Genomic DNA, 17,121 nt, shown 5'->3' with positions numbered 1-17,121 from the left:
TTCATCGAGGGACCCCGTTGCCCAATTGCTTATGCGGCGAGGTCCAGGGCAGCGAGGTGTGATGTCCGAGTGGGGGCGAGTGGTTGTCCAGTCCACCAGGCGTCGAGTCGGAGCAGGTTGACGGCGGTGGCCGTGAGGATGTGTGCGAGGGTGGTCTTCCCCAGTCCCGTGTAGCGGGTTCTGCGTCCGCCGGTGGCTGTGACCGCCTGGTGGATTGTGCCCTCAATGCCGGAGCGGATCGCGTAGACGGCCTTCCACCCCTCTGTGGACTGCTCGGCGCGGACGTGTTCGAGGACGGCGTCTTGATCCTGCGGGCGGACGGTCAGCTGCCGGCCGTAGCGTGTCGAGTTGGTGCACTGCCCGCGGGAGGGGCAGGGCGCGCAGGTCTGGGTGGCGAAGCGGATGCGGATCGCGGGTCGCTGATTGTTGTCGAGTCCCTCGGTCCAGAAGCGGCTGTGGGCGCCGACGGGGCAGATAGCCCGGCGAGCGTCCCAGTCGATGGTGAAGGATGCCTTGTCGTAGCCGGTTGCTTGGACGGTGCGGCGGGTCATGGGCCGGACCGGGCCGATAACGCGGACGCCTCGCTGGCTGGGCGCTGTGAGCAGGAGTTCCGCTGAGATGTAGCCGGCGTCCATCAGGTGCTCGCCCGGCAGCAGGCCCTTGGTCTCGAGCCGGTCGTGGATCTCGTCGACGACCACGGGGTCGCCGACCGTGGCGTCCGTGGTCACCACATGCGTGATCAGGTGCGGTCGGCCGGTCTCCTTGGCGTCGCATGTCTCGGTGAAGTGGACCTTGTAGCCGTCCCAGGCCGAGCCGCGCTTGACGGCGTTACGGGAGTCGGGGTCGTAGGGCGAGGTGATCGGTGCTCTGCTGGGCGGGAGCTCGTCCTTCCCCCGCCAGGCCTCCTCCTGCACCCCGTCCGTGATCGTGCGCTGGAACTGCTGGAGCCATACCGTCCGTAGGATGCCGACGGCCGGGACCTGCGGCAGCCAGGCCGGGGCACTGGCCGCGAAGGCCGCTTCGAGAAACTGGTAGCCGTCGGCCGCGATGCGCCAGGTCAGTTGGGTTCGCTCGCTTTCGTCGCTGGGCAGTCGGTAGGAGTCGACTCGGGCTCCGTATCTTTCCTGCCAGCCCCCGGGCATCCAGGAGATGAGCCACTGGGGCGCCGCGACGGCAACCGCCTCCAGCGCAGCCCGCAGGGTCTCGCCGACGAACTCCAGGCGGTTGAGATCCCTCACCGCGGCGAGGATGTGGGTGGAGTCCGTGCGCTGCCGGCCCCGGCCTGACACGAGTCCCAGCTCGTTGAGGCGTTTCAGCAGCAGATCCAGGATCTTCCCTTCCAGCCCGTGGGCCAGGAGCCGGTCGCGGAAGCCCGTCAGCACGGTGAAGTCGAAGCCTGGATCGGCCAGTTCAAGGCCGAGCAAGTACTTCCAGTCGATTCTCGCTCGTACCGCGTGGGCGGCCTGGCGGTCCGTCAGGTTCTCCGCGAACTGCAACACGCTGACCAGTGCCAGCTGCCCCGGCGCGACACCGGGTCGGCCACGCACACCGAATGCGGACCTGAAGATCTCGTCGCCGAACAGCGGACCAAGCGCGTCCCGCACCCGCATCGCCAGACAACCCTTTGGAAACGCAGCCCATGCCACCAGCCGCGTCCCCTCAGGAACCTCCCGACCGGCGCCCGCCCGCATCGACACCCGACCCTCCGCCCCAAGACCGAATCACAGGCCTGCTGCCCAAGCCCCACCTCAGAGTCCGCCCCTCGACCACCCGCCACGACCGAGATCAAAGGCATTCACCCAATTGGGCAACAGGGTCATCGAGGGCTGGTACAACTTGCACCGACTGCACAGCAGCCTCGGCCACCGCAGTCCCGCCGAACACGAGACCGCACTCGCAGCCTGACCACCACACCGATGGTGTCCGTCAAAGCGCAACAAGCTCAGTACGGACGCGCCTCGACGACGGTCGTGAACTGGTGGTGCTCGCCGGCACCGAGATGATCAACCTCACGGCGGCCAAGGGCACCCCGATCCAGGCGGTGTACCTCGGACTCGCCCTCCAGACCCGCAGCCTCGCCGCGCTCGCCACGACGACGGATCAGCCCTTCGGCCCAGTCGCGCAACCCGTTCCCGAGCCCGTCGACCGGAGCGTCGCCACCGACCTGGTGTCCATGCTGATCCGCGTCTGAGGTCCAGGGAAACACCGGGCCCGCACCCCCGAAGCCCACCAGGAAGGGTCCCGCTGATTCCCCGGCCCAGGCGTTTCTCGACAGGAGAATCCAGACCGGTTACGACCGGCGGACATCGAGTGAATGGTCCACTTGGACGACCGGGCGCGCCGGTCTAAGGAACCCCCGCCTCGAAGAGTACGTATCCCGCGTACGAGCCTGAAGCCACGGCGGCGATGCCAAGCAGAGTGCACAGCAACGGAAGGCGCAGGCCGCGCAGTTGGAGGGCGACGGGGATGAAGAGGGGAAAGGCGGGGAGCAGGTAGCGCGAGACGTTGCCGAATATCTGCTGACTGCCCAGGATCAGGGTGAAGGTGAGGACCGTGTAGATGGTCAGGACGGCCGGCAGGCGCAGGTGGATGAGGAGGGGGATCAGAAGCAGGCCCAGCAGTACGACGGCGACGCCGATGGAGTCCTCGAGGGGGAACGCGGACAGGTAGTCGAAGTGGCCCACCGCGACGGAGGTCAGGACGTCGAGGGTGTGTTCGCCGTAGTCGAAGGTGTGGGCCCAAGCGCCCTTCTGCAGTGTGAAGTAGCCGCCCAGGTCGCCCATCCGGTCACCCACCCAGAGCAGGTAGCCGACGAGCCCGAGCGGAGCGATCAGCACCGCGGTCAGCGGACGCGCCAAGCCGTCCTGGCGATGGCGGAGCGCCGGCAGCGCGGCAACAGCCAGGGCGACGACGAGGGCGAGGGCGGTGGGCCGGTTGAGACCGGCGGCGAAGGTGAGGATTCCCGCAGTGAGCCATCGGCGGCAGACGACGGCGTAGCAGGCCCAGACGGCCAGGGCGACGTAGAGGGACTCCGAGTAGGCCGACCACTCCATTCCGGAGCCGGGCCACACGGCCCACAGCCCCGCTGCGGCCAGCCCGGCCCGCCTGCCGCCGAACCGTGCGGTGACGGCGTAGACGCCGACGGCGGCGACGAACGACGCGGCGACCGAGACCAGCATGCCGGCGCCGTACAGGCCGAGACCCGTGCATGCCGAGACCAGGCGTATCGCCGCGGGATAGAGCGGGAAGAACGCCGCCGAGTTGCCTTCGAGTGTGATCAGTCCGGTGGCTCCCGGGACGGGGACGAGCGCGGGGTGATAGCCGTGGGCGGCGATCTGCTGGTACCACCTGCCGTCCCAACTGGCCAATACATCCCAGGCGTGGGCGCCGCCACCGAAGCGCGGGTCCCTCGTCCTGAAGCCACCGTCGGAGTCGAGCAGGTACATGAAGACGCAGAAGCCGACGAGCTTCAGCACGCCGTACAGGGCGAGTACGGGACCGTACTGCCCGGCCACACGGCGCACGCGCGGCCCAGGGCCTCGCTCGGGGTCGAGCAGGCGGACAGAGATGTCGGGGCTGCCGACGCTGGGCCCGGTTGTCGGCGTCATCGTATGGTTCATGCCGTCGTGGCTCCCGTCCCGGTGCGGCGGTCGGCGAACACCCAGGCCCGGAAGAGCAGAAACCGCAGGAGTGTCGTCGCAAGGTTGGCCGTGACGAGCACCCCGAACTCGGTAAGGCGTGCGGTGCGAGGCGTCGCGTGGTGCAGCACGGCGAGTGATCCGCTGGTGAGGGCCAGGCCGATCACGAAGACCAACAGGCCCTTGGCCTGGTGGCGCAGCGCACCGCCTCGGCCACGCAGCCCGAAGGTGAGCCGCCGGTTAGCGGCCGTGTTGGCGACCGCGCAGACCAGCAGGGCCAGCGCGTTGGCCGTCTGCGGCCCCGTCGCGGGGCGCAACGCGGCGTACAACACCATGTATCCGACGGTGCTCAGGGCTCCCACGGCTGCGAAGCGCGGCAGTTGGCCGGCCAGGCCCGGGCCACTCGGTGGGTCGCCGTCGGTGCTCCGGCGCAGTCCGGTCATCTGGAGGGTGCCGCGGGCCAGGGCACGGCCGGTCCTGGCGATACCGCGCACGTCTGCCAGCGCCGTGGGCAGGATGTCGACCCGGCTGTCGGGATCGTCGACCCAGTCGACCGGCACCTCGTGTATGCGCAGCCCGGCCCGCTCGGCGATCACCAGCAGTTCGGTGTCGAAGAACCATCCGGTGTCCTCCACCAGGGGCAGTAGTCGTTCGGCGACATCACGACGTACGGCTTTGAATCCGCATTGCGCGTCGGAGAAGCCCACGGCGAGAGTGGAGCGCAGCAGGGCGTTGTAGCAGCGGGAGATGACCTCCCGCCTGAGGCCCCGCACCACCCAGGAGCCGCGGGTCAGTCGGGTGCCGATGGCGATGTCGGAGTGCCCGGAGATCAGCGGAGCCACCCGCGGCAGTAGCGCCGCCAGGTCTGTCGACAGGTCCACATCCAGGTACGCCAGGACGGGTGCGCGCGAGTCGGACCAGGCGGCGCGCAGCGCCCGGCCCCGTCCCTTCTTGGCCAGCCTCAGCCACCGCACCTCGGGCAGCTCGGCGACCAACCGGGCCGCGATCCGGGGAGTCGCGTCGGTACTGGCGTTGTCCGCGACGGTGATCCGGAACGGGTACGGAAAGGTCTCGCGCAGGTGCGCGTGCAGCCGCCGCACGCTCGGTTCGAGGTCGCGCGCCTCGTTGAACACCGGGACGACCACGTCCAGAACGGGCTCGCGCTGCTGTGCCGCCAGGGGAGTGCGCAGCGGCAGTCGGTCCATCAAGGCGCCCGGTGAGTCGCCCACGGAGGAGTGACACGTCAGGGCGGCCGATTCTGCTTTCGTCACGATTCATCCTGGTTCTTGTCCTGCCACAGGGCATGACGAAGTCACACGCGGCGGCGCTGCGGTCAGTGGTTACGGGCGATGGATGGTCCGGGAGGTGGAGCGCTTCCCGTTAGCCGCTGGCCGTCGGACCCACCGACGGCCACGCTGTCGTGGGAGTACTCGAAGGCGTCGGAGGTGCGCTCGGCGTCCCCGGGGCAACGAGTGACGACTCTCCGGGCTCGACGGTGGTCGGATCCGGAGACAATGTGCTCGAACTACCGCTCTCGGTTGGGGTCGCAGGAAAGACCGGCGTGCCCTCGACATGTTCGACCGGGGTGCTTGTGGCGGTCGGGCTGGACAGGTACGCAGGGCTCGTCGCCAGCCGCGGAAGGGGTGCCTGCGGCCTGTTCTCCACCTGGTCTTGAGGCAGCAGGAAAAAGCCCAGTCCAAGGCCCGCGACAACCAGGAGGGAGCCGACGGCCCGCTGAGCGAGGCGGGCACGCCGGCGGGTCAGTACCCCGGTCCGAAGTCGGACCCGGTCCTCGACTTTGAAGGGGGTGTGTTCCTGGGTGTCGCGCATCATGCGCGCCAACTCCCGTTCGAACTGATCCATGAACACCCCTTCACTCCACCGGCTCGATGGCATCGGCCAGGATCCGACGTAGCCGCGCCACTCCACGCGAGGCATGGGACCGAGCGGTGCCCACGGGGCACCCCAACACCTCCGCCACCTGTTTCTCGGACAGGTCCTGGTAATAGCGCAGCACGACGGCGGCCCGCTGCTGCGGCGACAACTGAGCGAGCGCTGTCTCCAGCAGCGAACGCTCCGCAACACCGGCCGACAGGTCGCCCGCCTGCGGCAGGTCCGGCAACTGCTCGACCGGACGCTCCCCCCACCAGCGACGACGCGCCGAGCGGGCCGCAGCCCGTGCCAGAACCGTGCGCACATACGCTTCCGGGGCCTCGTCCGCGATCTTGGGCCAGACGAACCAGAGCTTGACCAGTGACTCCTGGAGCAGGTCCTCGGCCCGGTGACTGTCCCCTCCCACAAGCAGCCGAGAGAGGTGGAACAACGCCGACCAACGGGCTGCCACGAACCCGTCGAACTCCTCGGCTCGCCCTTGCTCCATCCGCACCGTCCCTGCTCCGACCGACCCCCTCTACCTGGAGAAAGACGTTGGCTGTCACCGGGCGATGCACCCCACGCCTATGAGCTAGGTCATAGGTACGCTTCCCTGCGCGACTCTCCCGCCGGTTCGGACTGTGACAAGGGAACACCGCGGAGCCGTCGTGGCGGGGCCCGTGATGCGGCGGCGGCATCACAGCCCTGCGGCCAGCCCCGGCCGGGGTGCCCGTCCTGATCCTCGAACGCGGAATCCGACGGCCGACCGGCCCCGACGCCGACGGTCGTCTCGATCGTCTTCTGCTGTTCGGCGCTCTGCCTGCGCAGCCGATTCAGCTTCTCGCGCTCCGCGCGGGTCGGCTTGTTCGACCCGGGTCGTCGGCATCTCGGTCGCCGGGATGGGCCTCGCCGCCTTCACCATGTGCGGTGCCCTGGGCGGGCTGGCCGGTGTGCTGCTGGCGCCCCTCCACTCCACCGCGTTCAACTCCGCCCGAAGCTGTCTGCAGGCCCGGACGGCCTGCCGGAGGCCGCGGCTCCACAGACACCGCAGTCACAGGACAGCACGGCGCCCAGAAGGCCCCGGTGGCTGGTGTCGGCCGTGCCCGCGGCCGTCGTGGTCCTGCCGCTGTGGCTGTCCGGCAGTGATCTGTCGATGTACGTCCTGCGGCTTGGCCTGTCCCTGATGGCTTTCGCCGCCATCGCCCTGCAGCTCATCCTGCTTTCCCTGCTCGGGGACGCCGAATGGGCCGGTGGAGCCATCGGCGCCCAGAACAGCCCCCACCAGTCGGACGGCGGGATCGTACTGGAGCAGGAGGCGCACTACGCCTACCTGGCCTGGGGAACGCCGGCGGTCACTGTGCTGGTACCCCGCAACGTGGTGACGTCCCGGGTCGGACGCGCCCTGCGTGCCCTCGCCATCAGCGAGAGGCGCCGAGCTGCAGCGGGGTATCCGTAGGGCGTTTCAAACTCGCGCTGTTCACGCTCGTCGCCGCCTTCGCTGGACTCGTCGGAGGTGTCCATGCCTTCTTCATCGGATACATCGCCGCCCGCAGGACCGGCCGGGACCGTGTACGCGCACACGTGTGTCCGTGTGCCGACAGGGCCGACTCCGGGGTCTGTTCCTGGTACACCCCGGAACTTCGGGGCCTGGGGAGGCGGCCCGGACACCGCTGGCGCCGCTCCGGAAACCCGGCATCGAGTGGAGGCCGACGCCGCGCTCGCAGGGGGGGTGCCGAGCGGACCCGGACACACGACGGACCGGGGGCGGGTGTCAGGTTCCGCCCCCGGGGTTCATCGGCCGACCGGTCCGACCGCCACGTCGTCAGACGGTCGTGCGGGCGCCGACGCGCCGGTCGGTGACGCTGCGGCCGGCCTCCACGGAGTACTCACCGCCCGCCACGGCCCAGCAGCCCGCGGCGTCGTCCCAGACCTGGAAGGCACGCTCCGGCAGCTGCACCATCACCTCCGCCGTTTCCCCCGGCCCCGCCTCGGCCGAGGTGAAGCCGGCCAGCTGGCGTGCGGGGCGCTCGATCCCGGCCGGGGCGAGCGGAGCGACGTAGACCTGGACGACCTCGCGGCCGGGGCGAGCACCGGTGTTTCGGACCCTCACCCTGGCCGTACGGCCGACCAGTTCCAGGGACTCGTACGTCCAGTCGGTGTATCCCAGGCCGTGCCCGAAGGCGTACGCGGGTGCCGGTACGTCTTCGCGTTCCCATGCTCGGTAGCCAATGAGGACTCCCTCCTCGTAACGGAGTTCGCCCTTGTCCGGGACGACTCGCGAGACCGGGGCGTCCCGCAACCGGACCGGCCAGGTCGTGGGCAGCCGCCCGCCCGGCTCCCGGGCGCCGAGCAGGACGTCGGCGAGCGCGTTGCCCGCCTCCTGGCCGGGGAACCACGACAGCAGCACGGCCGCCACGTCCTCGCGCCACGGAAGCTCCACCGGTGAGCCGGAGTTGACAACGACGACGGTCTGCGGGTTGACGGCGGCCACCGCCCGCACCAGGTCGTCCTGACGTCCTGGCAGTCGCATGTCCTTGCGGTCGAAGCCCTCTGACTCCACGCGCTCCGTCGTCGCCACGACCACGATCGCCGTGTCCGCGGCCCGTGCCGCCTCCACCGCCTCGGTGATGAGCTCGTCGGCGTCGCGCCGCGGGTCTTGGTGCATCAGCGAGAATACGATCGATTTGATCGGGACTCCGGTGGACTTGAGCACCAGGTGGCGGAGTGAGACCTCCACCGGCTGGCCGGCACGAAGGGCTGTGCTGCCCCGCTCGTCCGGCGCGCCGAAGAACGCCTCGAAGGGGCCGGTGTCGGGACCGAGCGGCTTCTCCCCGTCGAAGAGGACCTGCCCGTCCACGGTGAGACGGAAGCCGCCCACCCCACGGGTGCCGAACTGGTGTGGGCCGGACTCGCGCGGGGTGAAGGTACCTGTGAGCTCCACGGAGTGGATCGTGTCGTGGGTGACTCCCTCGGGCAGATCGGTGCCCAGCCACTGCACCTGGCCACTGGGCAGCGGTGTCTCACCGATGAGCCGGCCCTCGGCGTCGCGGCAGACGGCGCGCAGCGCGAAGCCCTCACCGGCTACGGCGAGTTCCTCGCTGGGGTCGGCTCCGACGAAGTACGTAAGGGAGCCGGCCGGAAGAGCGGCGGCCAGTCCGTCCAGCGGCGAGACCACCTGGTCGGGGAACACCTGGGCGGAGCCACCGCCGAGGATCCGGGCCTCGCGGGCGGCGGTACCGATCAGTGCGACTGTGCCGACGTCCCGAGGCAGCGGCAGCACGGAGCCCTCGTTGCGGACCAGGACGAACGACCGGCAGGCGATGTCCCGGGCGAGCGCGCCGGCGTCGATGCCGGAGGGACGGGCGGCCTCCGCGACGGCCGGCGGGACGGTGTCGAGGACACCGACACGGGCCGCCAGCCGCAGTACGTTGCGCACGGCCGCGTCCACCACGGACTCCTCTACCCTGCCGTCCCGAACCGCCTCGGCGAGCGCGGTCCCGTAGACGGTCTCCGGGCCCGGCATGGCGACGTCCAGGCCGCCGTTGATGGCCCCGACGGTGTCCCGGGCGGCCATCCAGTCCGAGACGACGAAGCCGTCGAAGCCCCACTCGCCCCGCAACACCTCGTTCTGGAGGTAGTGGTGCTCACTCATCGTGGTGCCGTTGACGCAGTTGTACGCCGCCATGATGCCCCACGGGTGGGCGTTCTTGACTATGGTTTCGAACGGCGCGAGGTACAGCTCGCGCAGCGCCCGCTCGCCTACGAGGTTGTTGACGGTGAAGCGGTCCGTCTCGGCGTCGTTGGCCACGAAGTGCTTGACGGTGGTGCCGACTCCGCCCTCCTGGACCCCGGTCACGTACCCGGTTCCGATGGCACCGGTGAGCAGGGGATCCTCGGAGTACGCCTCGAAGTGACGGCCGCCCAGCGGCGAGCGGTGCAGGTTGACGGTCGGGGCAAGCAGGACATGGACGCCCTTACGACGGGCTTCCTGGGCAAGCAGATGTCCCGCCCGGCGGGCCAGTTCCGGGTCCCAGGTGGCGGCGAGCGCGGTGGGGCTCGGCAGCGCGACGGACGGGTCGTCGGCCGTCCAGCGGACACCGCGCACGCCGACCGGGCCGTCCGACATCACCAGGGAGGCCAGACCGATCTCGGGCAGTGCGGGCAGCGACCACATGTCCTGCCCTGCCAGCAGCCGGGCCTTGGCGTCGAGGTCGAGCTTGCCGAGCGCCTGCTCCACCGCGGTTTCCCGGGCGTGATCGGTCATGGGTGAACTCCCTTGTGAGACATGGACGGTGCGGTGTTCAGAGCCGCGGGCTCAGCGGACGCTCCGGATGCGGGTCGCGCACAGCGCCCCGGCGAGCGTGACCACGCCGGCGACGGCGAAGAACAGGGTGTAGTTCTCCCCTCCGCCGACCGACAGCAGGACGCTCGCGAGCAGCGGGGCCAGGGTCTGGGGGAGGGCGTTGGCGATGTTCATCACGCCCAGGTCCTTGGCTGCCTGCTCCGGGTCGGGCAGCACCTCGGTGACCAGGGCCATGTCGACGGCGTAGAACATGCCCCCGCCGATGCCGACGAGGACCTGCGACACGAGCACCATGGCGAAGCTGTCCGCGAAGGCCAGCACCACCAGGCCCACCATGATGACCAGGCTGCTTCCGATGACGAACGGCTTGCGGACGCCCAGCTTGTCGGAGAGCCAGCCACTGACGGCGGCCAGGACCGCGTTGAAGCCGTAACTGATCACGACCAGCAGCGCCACCTTGCCCGCTACCTCGCCAGTCGAGACGCCGAAGTCGGCCATCAGGAAGTACGCGAGATAGGAGATGGGGGACACCATCCCGAAGACGACCAGGAACTTCGACAGCCAGGCCCACCCGAAGTCGCGGTGACGAACGGGATTGGTCCAGAAGCTGCCGAGGAACTCCTGGACGGAGAGGCGCGCAGGCCGGGTGAGCAGCCGCTTGTCGGGCAGCGTCACGGCGAACCAGCTCACGAACAGGACCGCGGCCAGCGCCGGCACGAGGAACTGCACCTTGACGTCGCTGAACAGCGCGGCGAGCTGAGCGCTGCTCACGACGGCCAGCGTGAGAGCGATACCGAGCGCTCCGGAGACCTTGCCGAGCTGGCGGCTCGGCACCTGGTCGGGGACTGTGGCCTGCAACGCGGAGAGAGCGGCGTTGTACGCGGTCTGGGTGAGCGCCCAGCCACAGGCGATGGCCGGTACGGAGGGGACGAGGGCGATGATCGCCAGGCCCAGGAAGCCGACCAGTACACCGCCGATCAGCCAGGGACGACGTCGGCCGAAACGCGAGGTCGTGCGGTCCGACAGACGGCCGACCAGCGGATTGGTGAGAAGCGCGAAGAACGCGCCGATGGTGAGGACCAGGCTGAGACTGGCCGTCCTGGTCTCGGGGGCGACCTGGGCCACGCGCAGTGCGAGGGTGACCAGGACGGGGGTCATGAGCGCGCCGAAGAGGCCGAACTCGGCCAGCGCGATCCGGGTGATGAACCCCCGGGGGGCGGACGCCCCTTCGTTGGGCGCGGCTTCGCCTGTGGGGGCGTTGGGGACGACTGCCTGGTCCACGGGCCTACCTCCTAGTTCACGTGCGGCGAGGGTGTGTACAGGGGCCTGAGCGGCGAAACGTCCCTGTTACGTGACGCACATACTGAGGTAGCAGACCTAGTGGCCGGTAGGTCTAGTTATTACTTTGTTATATTTGCGTTCTGGGTGCGGTCCTCGGGTTACGCTCACGTAGTGGCAGGACATGAGAACGTCCGCAGGGCCGGGCGCACCGTGCGCAACGTGGACCGCAAGGCGGAGATCGTCCAGGCAGCCATGGAGGAGATAGCGGAACACGGATACAGGGGTGCCTCCCTGGCGGCCGTCGCCGACCGGGTGGGGCTGACCCAGCCAGGGCTGCTGCACCACTTCCCGTCCAAGGAGGCCTTGCTCGTGGCGGTGCTGGAGGCTCGCGATCAGTGGGACATCGCCTCCGCCGCGCTCGCTGGTACCTCCTGGCCGCTCGACACCATGAGCACGCTGGTGGAGTACAACGCCGGACGGCCCGGCATCGTGCAGGTCTTCAGCGTCCTGGCCGGTGACAGCATCACCGAGGACCACCCGGCCGGGGCGTACTTCCACAACCGCTATCGGGCGCTCCGGGAGTCAGCCGAGCGGGCGTTGCACAGCGAGTTCGGTGACCGTATGCCCGGTGGTCTCACCCCGCACGAGGCCGCGCCCCTGCTGGCCGCGGTCATGGACGGTCTCCAGTTGCAGTGGTTGCACGATCCGGAGGAGGTTGACATGGCGGCGTCCTTCCGGGCCTTCGTCCGGCTGTTGAAGGGCACGGCGGGCAGGGCGGGAGACACGGGGCAGGGGTAGATCGGCGGGTATGCCGGCCACCGCATCCGCACGTGCAACCGCGCCGGCGAGCCCGGGCGCTCCGCGCCGCCCTCCACAGCGGAGCCGACGGTCCCGTTTCCGTGTGGAGGAGGCGGGCGATGTGCGAGACACCAAGGATCCGGCGGGTGTGGGCATGGCCCGGGTGGTTTTCGACCGCACAGCCTTCGACGACCCGGACCACTGCCTCACCGAGTCCGTCACCCTCGTCCTGCACCGGTTCGCCGGCTGGCTCATCCGCCGGACCCCACTCACCGGGGCCGAGTTCAGCCACCCCCGGCCCGCCCACGCCCTGGAGTGCGACCTCCACTACGGCGCCCCGTACACATTCGACGCCCCTCGCACGGCGCTGGTCCTGGACCGAGCCGTCCCGGATCAGCCCGTGCTCCAGGACGAGCCGGGTCCGAGCACGTTCCTGCGGCGTGCGCCCGCCGACGTACTGGCACGCCTGGACTACGGCAGCACGGCCGTCGCGCGCGTCGGCAGCCGCTCGTACGGTCGCTGCCGGACCGTATGCCACCCGCGCCGGATATCGTCACGCGGCTCACGGTGAGCCCGCAGACACTGCGGCGCCAGCTCGCCGCCGAGGGAACGTCGTTCCAGCAGATCCGCGACCAGCCGCGCCGGGACATGGCCATCATGGAACCGGCCTCGGGAAACACCTCCGTCGAAGAGCTGTCCCAGAGCCTGGGGTTCTGCGAACCGAGCGCCTTCCACCGGGCCTTCAAACGCTGGACGGGCTCCACGCCCCGCGCGTACCAGCCCTGCGGATGACGAAGGCGGTTCTCGCGCGAGCCGAGCGGGCGACAGACACGATCGGCGCGGGGCGACCGGAGCAGCCCCGTGGAGCACACGGCTCCGGAGCCGTTCGGATTGCGCAGCTACGGTTGTTCCGGGTCGAACCCGTACACCACTTTCCTGGACGCAACCAAAGTCGCGGCGTTCTCCAGGGGACCATCCAGCCTCCTCCGGTACCCGTGCCGCCTCGGGTACATCCCGTCGGCGGACCAGGAACGGGTAATCCGCGCCGGTCAACCCGACCAGGACCCCGGAGCGCTGTCGTGAGGCCGGTCTTCCACCGTGTTCGCCCGGGCCGTATCGGCCCCGGACTCCTATCCGTGACCCACGGTGCAAAGTAGCCGCTACAGCTCGAATGCCATCTGTCCGGAGGCTTCGAGGGCGGTACGACTGGCTTCGGCCCGGGTGCGGGCGTGGTGGTCCTGGTCGTAGTGCAGGTGGCAGCCCTGGCACATGGCCTTGAGGTTGGCCGGGCCGTAGTGCTCCGGCGCGTGGTCGAGGTGCGCGGTCGTCAGGACGACGCGCGAGCCGGTGCCGTACGCTGGCTGTCCGTGCAGGTTGGGGCACCGGCCGGGATGAGTGCCACGTCCGCACTCGCCCTCACACTCGCACCGCCAGCCAGCGCGTTCCTTGATGGTCTTGGAGATCTCCGGCCAGTCGGCGGGGTACCGGTCTCGGTTCTCGGGTCGGATCGGCACGTGCGGGTCACCGTTCCGCGGCGTCGAGCTGGCGGGGGACGGCTCCGGCCGTCCGCAGTTCGCGGAGGTCGGGGATGTGGTTGTAGAGGGTGCCCGGGGAGACGTTCAGGAGTTTGGCGATCGAGGTGATGGAGCGGCCGGGGTCGGGCAGAAGGTCGCGGGCGGCCTTGATGATCTCCTCGGTGGCGACGGTGGGGCGTCCGCCGACCCGGCCGTGGGCGCGGGCGGCGGCCAGGCCCTCACGGGTGCCCTGCACGATGAGTTCGCGGACGAACTCCGCGAGCGCGGCGAAAACGTGGAAGACGAGCCGGCCGCCGGGGGTCGTCGTGTCGAGGTTCTCGTGCAGCGAGGTGAAGCCGATGCCGCGCTCGCGCAGTTCGGCGACCATGTTGATGAGATCCTGGAGGCTGCGGCCGTAGCGGTCGAGCGAGGGGACCACGAGGGTGTCGCCCGCGTCGAGGAAGGCGTGGCACGCCTTCAGCTCCGGACGGAGCGCGGTCTTGCCGGACTTCTTGTCCGCGAAGATCTTCCGGCACCCGGCGGCGGTGAGGGCGTCGATCTGGCGGTCGAGCTTCTGCCCGCCGCTGGACACCCGCCCGTACCCGATCTTGATCTCGGTGCGGACGAGGAACTCGGCGACGAGGAGTTCGGGGGAGCCGGACGGTTCCGGGAGGTCGCTCATGACCCCGGATCATGTCAGAAAACGGTAGTCCGGGGTTCTTGAACGGCCCGGGTTGTTGAAGGGGTTTTTGAAGGCCGTCCGGTTCTTTTCGATCTTGAAATGGTGATCTTCAGAAAACGTTGGCACCCTCAAGTGATCAACGCGCCACCCACGGATGATCATGTGATCGTGGAGGCACAAGTGCGGGACTACGGGTTTTCGCCAGCTCAGCAGGATGAGATCTGGAGACGCTGGCGCGAGGGGCAGTCGTTCAGCTTGATCGGGCGGGCGCTCGGGGCACCGATGCAGAACGCCCGTCGGTTCCTGTACCAGAGCGGTGGCGTCCGCCTCACCCCGCAGCAGCGATCAGAGCGGCGTCTGAGCGGCAGCGAGCGCGAAGAGATATCCCGCGGCATCGCCGCCGGGGAATCTGGCCGGCAGTTGGCCAGGCGGCTGGGCCGATCGCCTTCGACTGTCTCCCGCGAGATCGCCCGCAACGGAGGCCAGGACCGCTACCGTGCCGCATCCGCCGATGAGGCCGCCTACGCGCGCGGGCGCCGGCCCAAGCAGGCCAAGCTCGCCCAACGACCGGCTCTGCGCGCCCTGGTGGAGGCGAAGCTCGCTCTGTGCTGGTCTCCCGATCAGATCGCAGGGTGGCTGCGACGCCAGTTTCCTGGTGACACCGCCATGCAGATCTCGCACGAAGCGATTTGCCTCTCGCTCTACGACCCCCGTCGCCGCCAGGCAATCGACCGCAGCCTCACTCAGCGCCTGCGGTCAGCCCGGCCCATGCGCCGCCCGAAGACCGCCCGTCGGCCTACCGGGCGGGGCATCATCCGCGGCATGGTGTCCATCACCGCCCGCCCCGCCGAGGTCGAGGACCGGAAAGTCCCCGGTCATTGGGAAGGCGACCTCGTGATGGGCACCAGGCCCTCGGCAGTCGCCACGCTCGTCGAGCGCACCAGCCGCTACACGTCCATCGTCGCGCTGCCGGACGGCATCAAGGCCGAGCAGGTCACCCCGCACCTCACCAGGAGCCTCCTCGGCATCCCGCCCCACCTGCGGCGGACGCTCACCTGGGACCGCGGCCGGGAGATCGCTGAGCACCAGGCCATCACCACCGAGACCAAAATGCCGATCTACCTCTGCAAGCCGCGGAGCCCGTGGCAACGCGGCACCAACGAGAACCAACCGGCTGCTTCGGCAGTACCTCCCCAAGGGCGCCGACCTCCGCACGTTCAGCCAGGCCGACCTGGACGCCATCGCTCACGAACTCAACCACCGTCCGCGCAAGACCCACGGCTACCGCACTGCGGCGGAGGTCTACGCTGACCTCCTGAACAGCAGTGATGCGCTGACCGCTTGAGCTCGCCATCGTTTCTTGAAGCATCGGCCTGGTGGTGCTGGACCTGCCCGAGCGTCAACTGTGCGGCGGAACGGGTTCGGGAACCCGGCGAGGACGGATGCTTCGTCGCCGCCCAGGCGCCCACGGTCGGCAAGGGGGCTTCACCGCGCGAGAACTGGCCCCACTTTCGCCCCGCGCCCTGCAGGATCTGATGCACGAGGCGCTCCACCAGACCGGCCACGACCCCGACCGGATCTCCTTCGTCCGCACCCTGCGCGTCGTCCGCCGCCATGTCACCGGGCAAGCGACGCTTTCCCCCTGCCGACTCACCCGGGCCCTGGCCCACGCCCTGCGTGAGATCCGGGAACGGCTCCTGCCTCCCCGGCGGCTACGGTCCGACCCTCGCGTGATCAAACGCAAGATGGCCGACTGGGAACTCAAACGGGCCGAACCCTCCGCCCGCCCCACCCCGAAACGCCGACCGTCACGATGGCCAAGCCGACCAAAACCGTCCCGAGCCGCCGGTAGAACACTTGAATCGCCGGTATTGCTTCTAGGAGTGGATACCGGAGGGCCCGAGCACGCCGTAGTCGGCACGCAGCGATTCGAGCATGGCGAAGGCGTTGTCGGTCGTGTAGACGTCGGCCCCGGCCAGTACTCCGGTGTATTTGGCGGTGACAGGAAGGGCGGCCTGTCGGGCAATGGCGTCGAGGTAGGTCTTGAAGATCGCCCAGGCATTCCCCGAGGGCCCGTACCTGTCGAAGAACGGAGTGGGGTCCAGGGAATCGTAGGCGGCCCGAGTGCTGGCGTCGAGGTCGGTCATGTACTGCTGCTGCAGTTCGGCGTCGGAACGGACGCCGAGGCGGCCCACGTGGCCGCCGACCAGGGTCTTCCACGGGTAGCGCATTGCCACGCCGTGCGCGTCCACCCAGCCGCGGACGTCCTGGGAGACGGCCAGGCCGGTGAACGGCACCCACCCGGGATAGAACACGTCCACAACCATCAGCGTTTCCTGGCCGGGGGCGTGGATGAAGATGTTGTCGTACGTGTGGTTGGGGCCGTGGTAGGCGAGTTCGAGGCGTTCACCACCGACGTGCAGGGTATAACGGTCGTCGAAGGTCACCGTCGGTGCCGGCCGGTTGGGGTCCGCGTCGAGGAGCAGCAGGCGACGGGTCTCGGTGTGGCCGATGCGGACGACATCCTTGCCCAGGATGGCGGAGGCCGCGATGTGATCGGCGTGGGAGTGGGAGTAGACCTGGTGGGTCACCTTGCCGGGTCTGCCGTTGGCCCTGGTGACGTCGTCGATGGCGCGCAGCAGGTTGTGGCCGATGCTCGGCGGTGCGTCGACGAGCACGATCCCGTCGCGTGTGCTCAGGAACATGGATTGGTAGTAGGAGTCGGTGACCCAATAGAGGTTGCCCTTGATGCGACCGACGAAATAGCCGTCCGCGTTGAGTTTGGGCCCCAGTGCGCCCCTCGGCACCGGTGCGAACTCAGGCAGGTCGGTGGAGTCCGCGGCGACCGCGGTGCCGGGCAGCGCGCCACCGATCAGAGCGGCCGCGGCGGGCACCGCCGCAGCGGCCATCGTCCCCTTGAGGAACGCGCGGCGGGCGGCGTATTGCTGTAAGTCCTTCGTCATCGTGTCGCTCCTTGAGTGAGGTGTGCGTGTGGGGTCGCCCCGTGGGAAGAGGCACGTCGTATCGGGCGAC

At 69.4% G+C, this 17,121-nt stretch carries 15 protein-coding genes; 6 read left to right on the top strand and 9 right to left on the bottom strand.

Translation table 11 applies throughout. From position 1 onward, the window contains the following. Positions 1-29 precede the first annotated feature (29 nt). A complete protein-coding gene (locus OG496_RS11235; protein WP_405970704.1) occupies positions 30-1,610 on the bottom strand; it encodes an IS1182 family transposase in 1,581 nt (526 codons plus the stop codon). A 368-nt stretch (positions 1,611-1,978) separates the two neighbouring features. Here OG496_RS11235 and OG496_RS11230 point away from each other — a divergent pair, with 368 nt between their 5' ends. Beyond that, positions 1,979-2,191 (top strand): hypothetical protein, encoded by a 213-nt coding sequence (locus OG496_RS11230; protein ID WP_405970703.1) that lies wholly within the window; start codon positions 1,979-1,981, stop codon positions 2,189-2,191. 154 nt (positions 2,192-2,345) lie between these two features. Here the strand turns inward: OG496_RS11230 and OG496_RS11225 are convergent, their stop codons facing one another. From OG496_RS11225 to OG496_RS11215, 3 genes are all read right to left on the bottom strand, one after another. Further along, positions 2,346-3,608, bottom strand: a complete 1,263-nt coding sequence (locus OG496_RS11225; protein ID WP_405970702.1) for a hypothetical protein — start codon at positions 3,606-3,608, stop codon at positions 2,346-2,348. A gap of 8 nt (positions 3,609-3,616) precedes the next feature. Further along, complete coding sequence (locus OG496_RS11220; protein ID WP_405976610.1) at positions 3,617-4,843, bottom strand: glycosyltransferase; 1,227 nt, start codon at positions 4,841-4,843, stop codon at positions 3,617-3,619. A 668-nt stretch (positions 4,844-5,511) separates the two neighbouring features. Then, positions 5,512-6,018: a SigE family RNA polymerase sigma factor gene (locus OG496_RS11215; RefSeq protein WP_405970701.1), complete on the bottom strand. Its 507-nt coding sequence runs from the start codon at positions 6,016-6,018 to the stop codon at positions 5,512-5,514. A gap of 591 nt (positions 6,019-6,609) precedes the next feature. On the opposite strand from OG496_RS11215, the gene OG496_RS11210 reads away from it, so the two are divergent. Next, positions 6,610-6,966, top strand: a complete 357-nt coding sequence (locus tag OG496_RS11210) for a hypothetical protein (RefSeq protein ID WP_405970700.1) — start codon at positions 6,610-6,612, stop codon at positions 6,964-6,966. 366 nt (positions 6,967-7,332) lie between these two features. Here OG496_RS11210 and OG496_RS11205 read toward each other — a convergent pair whose 3' ends face one another. Together OG496_RS11205 and OG496_RS11200 are read right to left on the bottom strand one after the other, a co-directional pair. After that, entirely contained in the window at positions 7,333-9,774 is a 2,442-nt protein-coding gene (locus OG496_RS11205; RefSeq protein WP_405970699.1) for a glycoside hydrolase family 3 protein, read from the bottom strand. Between the two features lie 51 nt (positions 9,775-9,825). Beyond that, a complete protein-coding gene (locus OG496_RS11200; RefSeq protein WP_405970698.1) occupies positions 9,826-11,094 on the bottom strand; it encodes an MFS transporter in 1,269 nt (422 codons plus the stop codon). A gap of 171 nt (positions 11,095-11,265) precedes the next feature. Between OG496_RS11200 and OG496_RS11195 the strand changes: the two genes are divergently transcribed. From OG496_RS11195 to OG496_RS11185, 3 genes are all read left to right on the top strand, one after another. Beyond that, entirely contained in the window at positions 11,266-11,892 is a 627-nt protein-coding gene (locus OG496_RS11195) for a TetR/AcrR family transcriptional regulator (RefSeq protein WP_405970697.1), read from the top strand. A 121-nt stretch (positions 11,893-12,013) separates the two neighbouring features. After that, on the top strand, positions 12,014-12,463 hold the full coding sequence (locus OG496_RS11190; RefSeq protein ID WP_405970696.1) for an AraC family transcriptional regulator ligand-binding domain-containing protein: 450 nt from the start codon (positions 12,014-12,016) through the stop codon (positions 12,461-12,463). Then, complete coding sequence (locus OG496_RS11185; RefSeq protein ID WP_405970695.1) at positions 12,460-12,684, top strand: helix-turn-helix domain-containing protein; 225 nt, start codon at positions 12,460-12,462, stop codon at positions 12,682-12,684. The genes OG496_RS11190 and OG496_RS11185 overlap by 4 nt, the downstream gene beginning before the upstream one ends. A gap of 368 nt (positions 12,685-13,052) precedes the next feature. On the opposite strand, the gene OG496_RS11180 is transcribed toward OG496_RS11185, so the two are convergent. After that, on the bottom strand, positions 13,053-13,406 hold the full coding sequence (locus OG496_RS11180; RefSeq protein WP_405970694.1) for a hypothetical protein: 354 nt from the start codon (positions 13,404-13,406) through the stop codon (positions 13,053-13,055). Positions 13,407-13,413: 7 nt separating this feature from the next. Then, positions 13,414-14,088, bottom strand: a complete 675-nt coding sequence (locus OG496_RS11175; protein ID WP_405970693.1) for a recombinase family protein — start codon at positions 14,086-14,088, stop codon at positions 13,414-13,416. A 99-nt stretch (positions 14,089-14,187) separates the two neighbouring features. On the opposite strand from OG496_RS11175, the gene OG496_RS11170 reads away from it, so the two are divergent. Beyond that, positions 14,188-15,399, top strand: a complete 1,212-nt coding sequence (locus OG496_RS11170) for an IS30 family transposase (RefSeq protein WP_405970692.1) — start codon at positions 14,188-14,190, stop codon at positions 15,397-15,399. A gap of 566 nt (positions 15,400-15,965) precedes the next feature. Here the strand turns inward: OG496_RS11170 and OG496_RS11165 are convergent. Next, positions 15,966-17,051 carry an MBL fold metallo-hydrolase gene (locus tag OG496_RS11165; protein WP_405970691.1) on the bottom strand — a complete coding sequence of 362 codons (1,086 nt, stop codon included), beginning with the start codon at positions 17,049-17,051 and terminating at the stop codon, positions 15,966-15,968. Between the last annotated feature and the right edge of the window lie 70 nt (positions 17,052-17,121).

It is taken from the genome of Streptomyces sp. NBC_00988 (genome assembly GCF_045162645.1).
GTDB lineage: Bacteria > Actinomycetota > Actinomycetes > Streptomycetales > Streptomycetaceae > Streptomyces.
This window is presented reverse-complemented; position numbering and strand designations above follow the sequence as displayed.

What these genes read in the sequence shown, in the direction of transcription:
- OG496_RS11235 (WP_405970704.1), bottom strand. Translation starts at nt 1,610, where the DNA reads ATGCGGGTGCGGGACGCGCTTGGTCCGCTGTTCGGCGACGAGATCTTC.
- OG496_RS11225 (WP_405970702.1), bottom strand. Translation starts at nt 3,608, where the DNA reads ATGACGCCGACAACCGGGCCCAGCGTCGGCAGCCCCGACATCTCTGTC.
- OG496_RS11220 (WP_405976610.1), bottom strand. Translation starts at nt 4,843, where the DNA reads ATGGACCGACTGCCGCTGCGCACTCCCCTGGCGGCACAGCAGCGCGAG.
- OG496_RS11215 (WP_405970701.1), bottom strand. Translation starts at nt 6,018, where the DNA reads ATGGAGCAAGGGCGAGCCGAGGAGTTCGACGGGTTCGTGGCAGCCCGT.
- OG496_RS11205 (WP_405970699.1), bottom strand. Translation starts at nt 9,774, where the DNA reads ATGACCGATCACGCCCGGGAAACCGCGGTGGAGCAGGCGCTCGGCAAG.
- OG496_RS11175 (WP_405970693.1), bottom strand. Translation starts at nt 14,088, where the DNA reads ATGAGCGACCTCCCGGAACCGTCCGGCTCCCCCGAACTCCTCGTCGCC.
- OG496_RS11170 (WP_405970692.1), top strand. Translation starts at nt 14,188, where the DNA reads ATGGTGATCTTCAGAAAACGTTGGCACCCTCAAGTGATCAACGCGCCA.
- OG496_RS11165 (WP_405970691.1), bottom strand. Translation starts at nt 17,051, where the DNA reads ATGACGAAGGACTTACAGCAATACGCCGCCCGCCGCGCGTTCCTCAAG.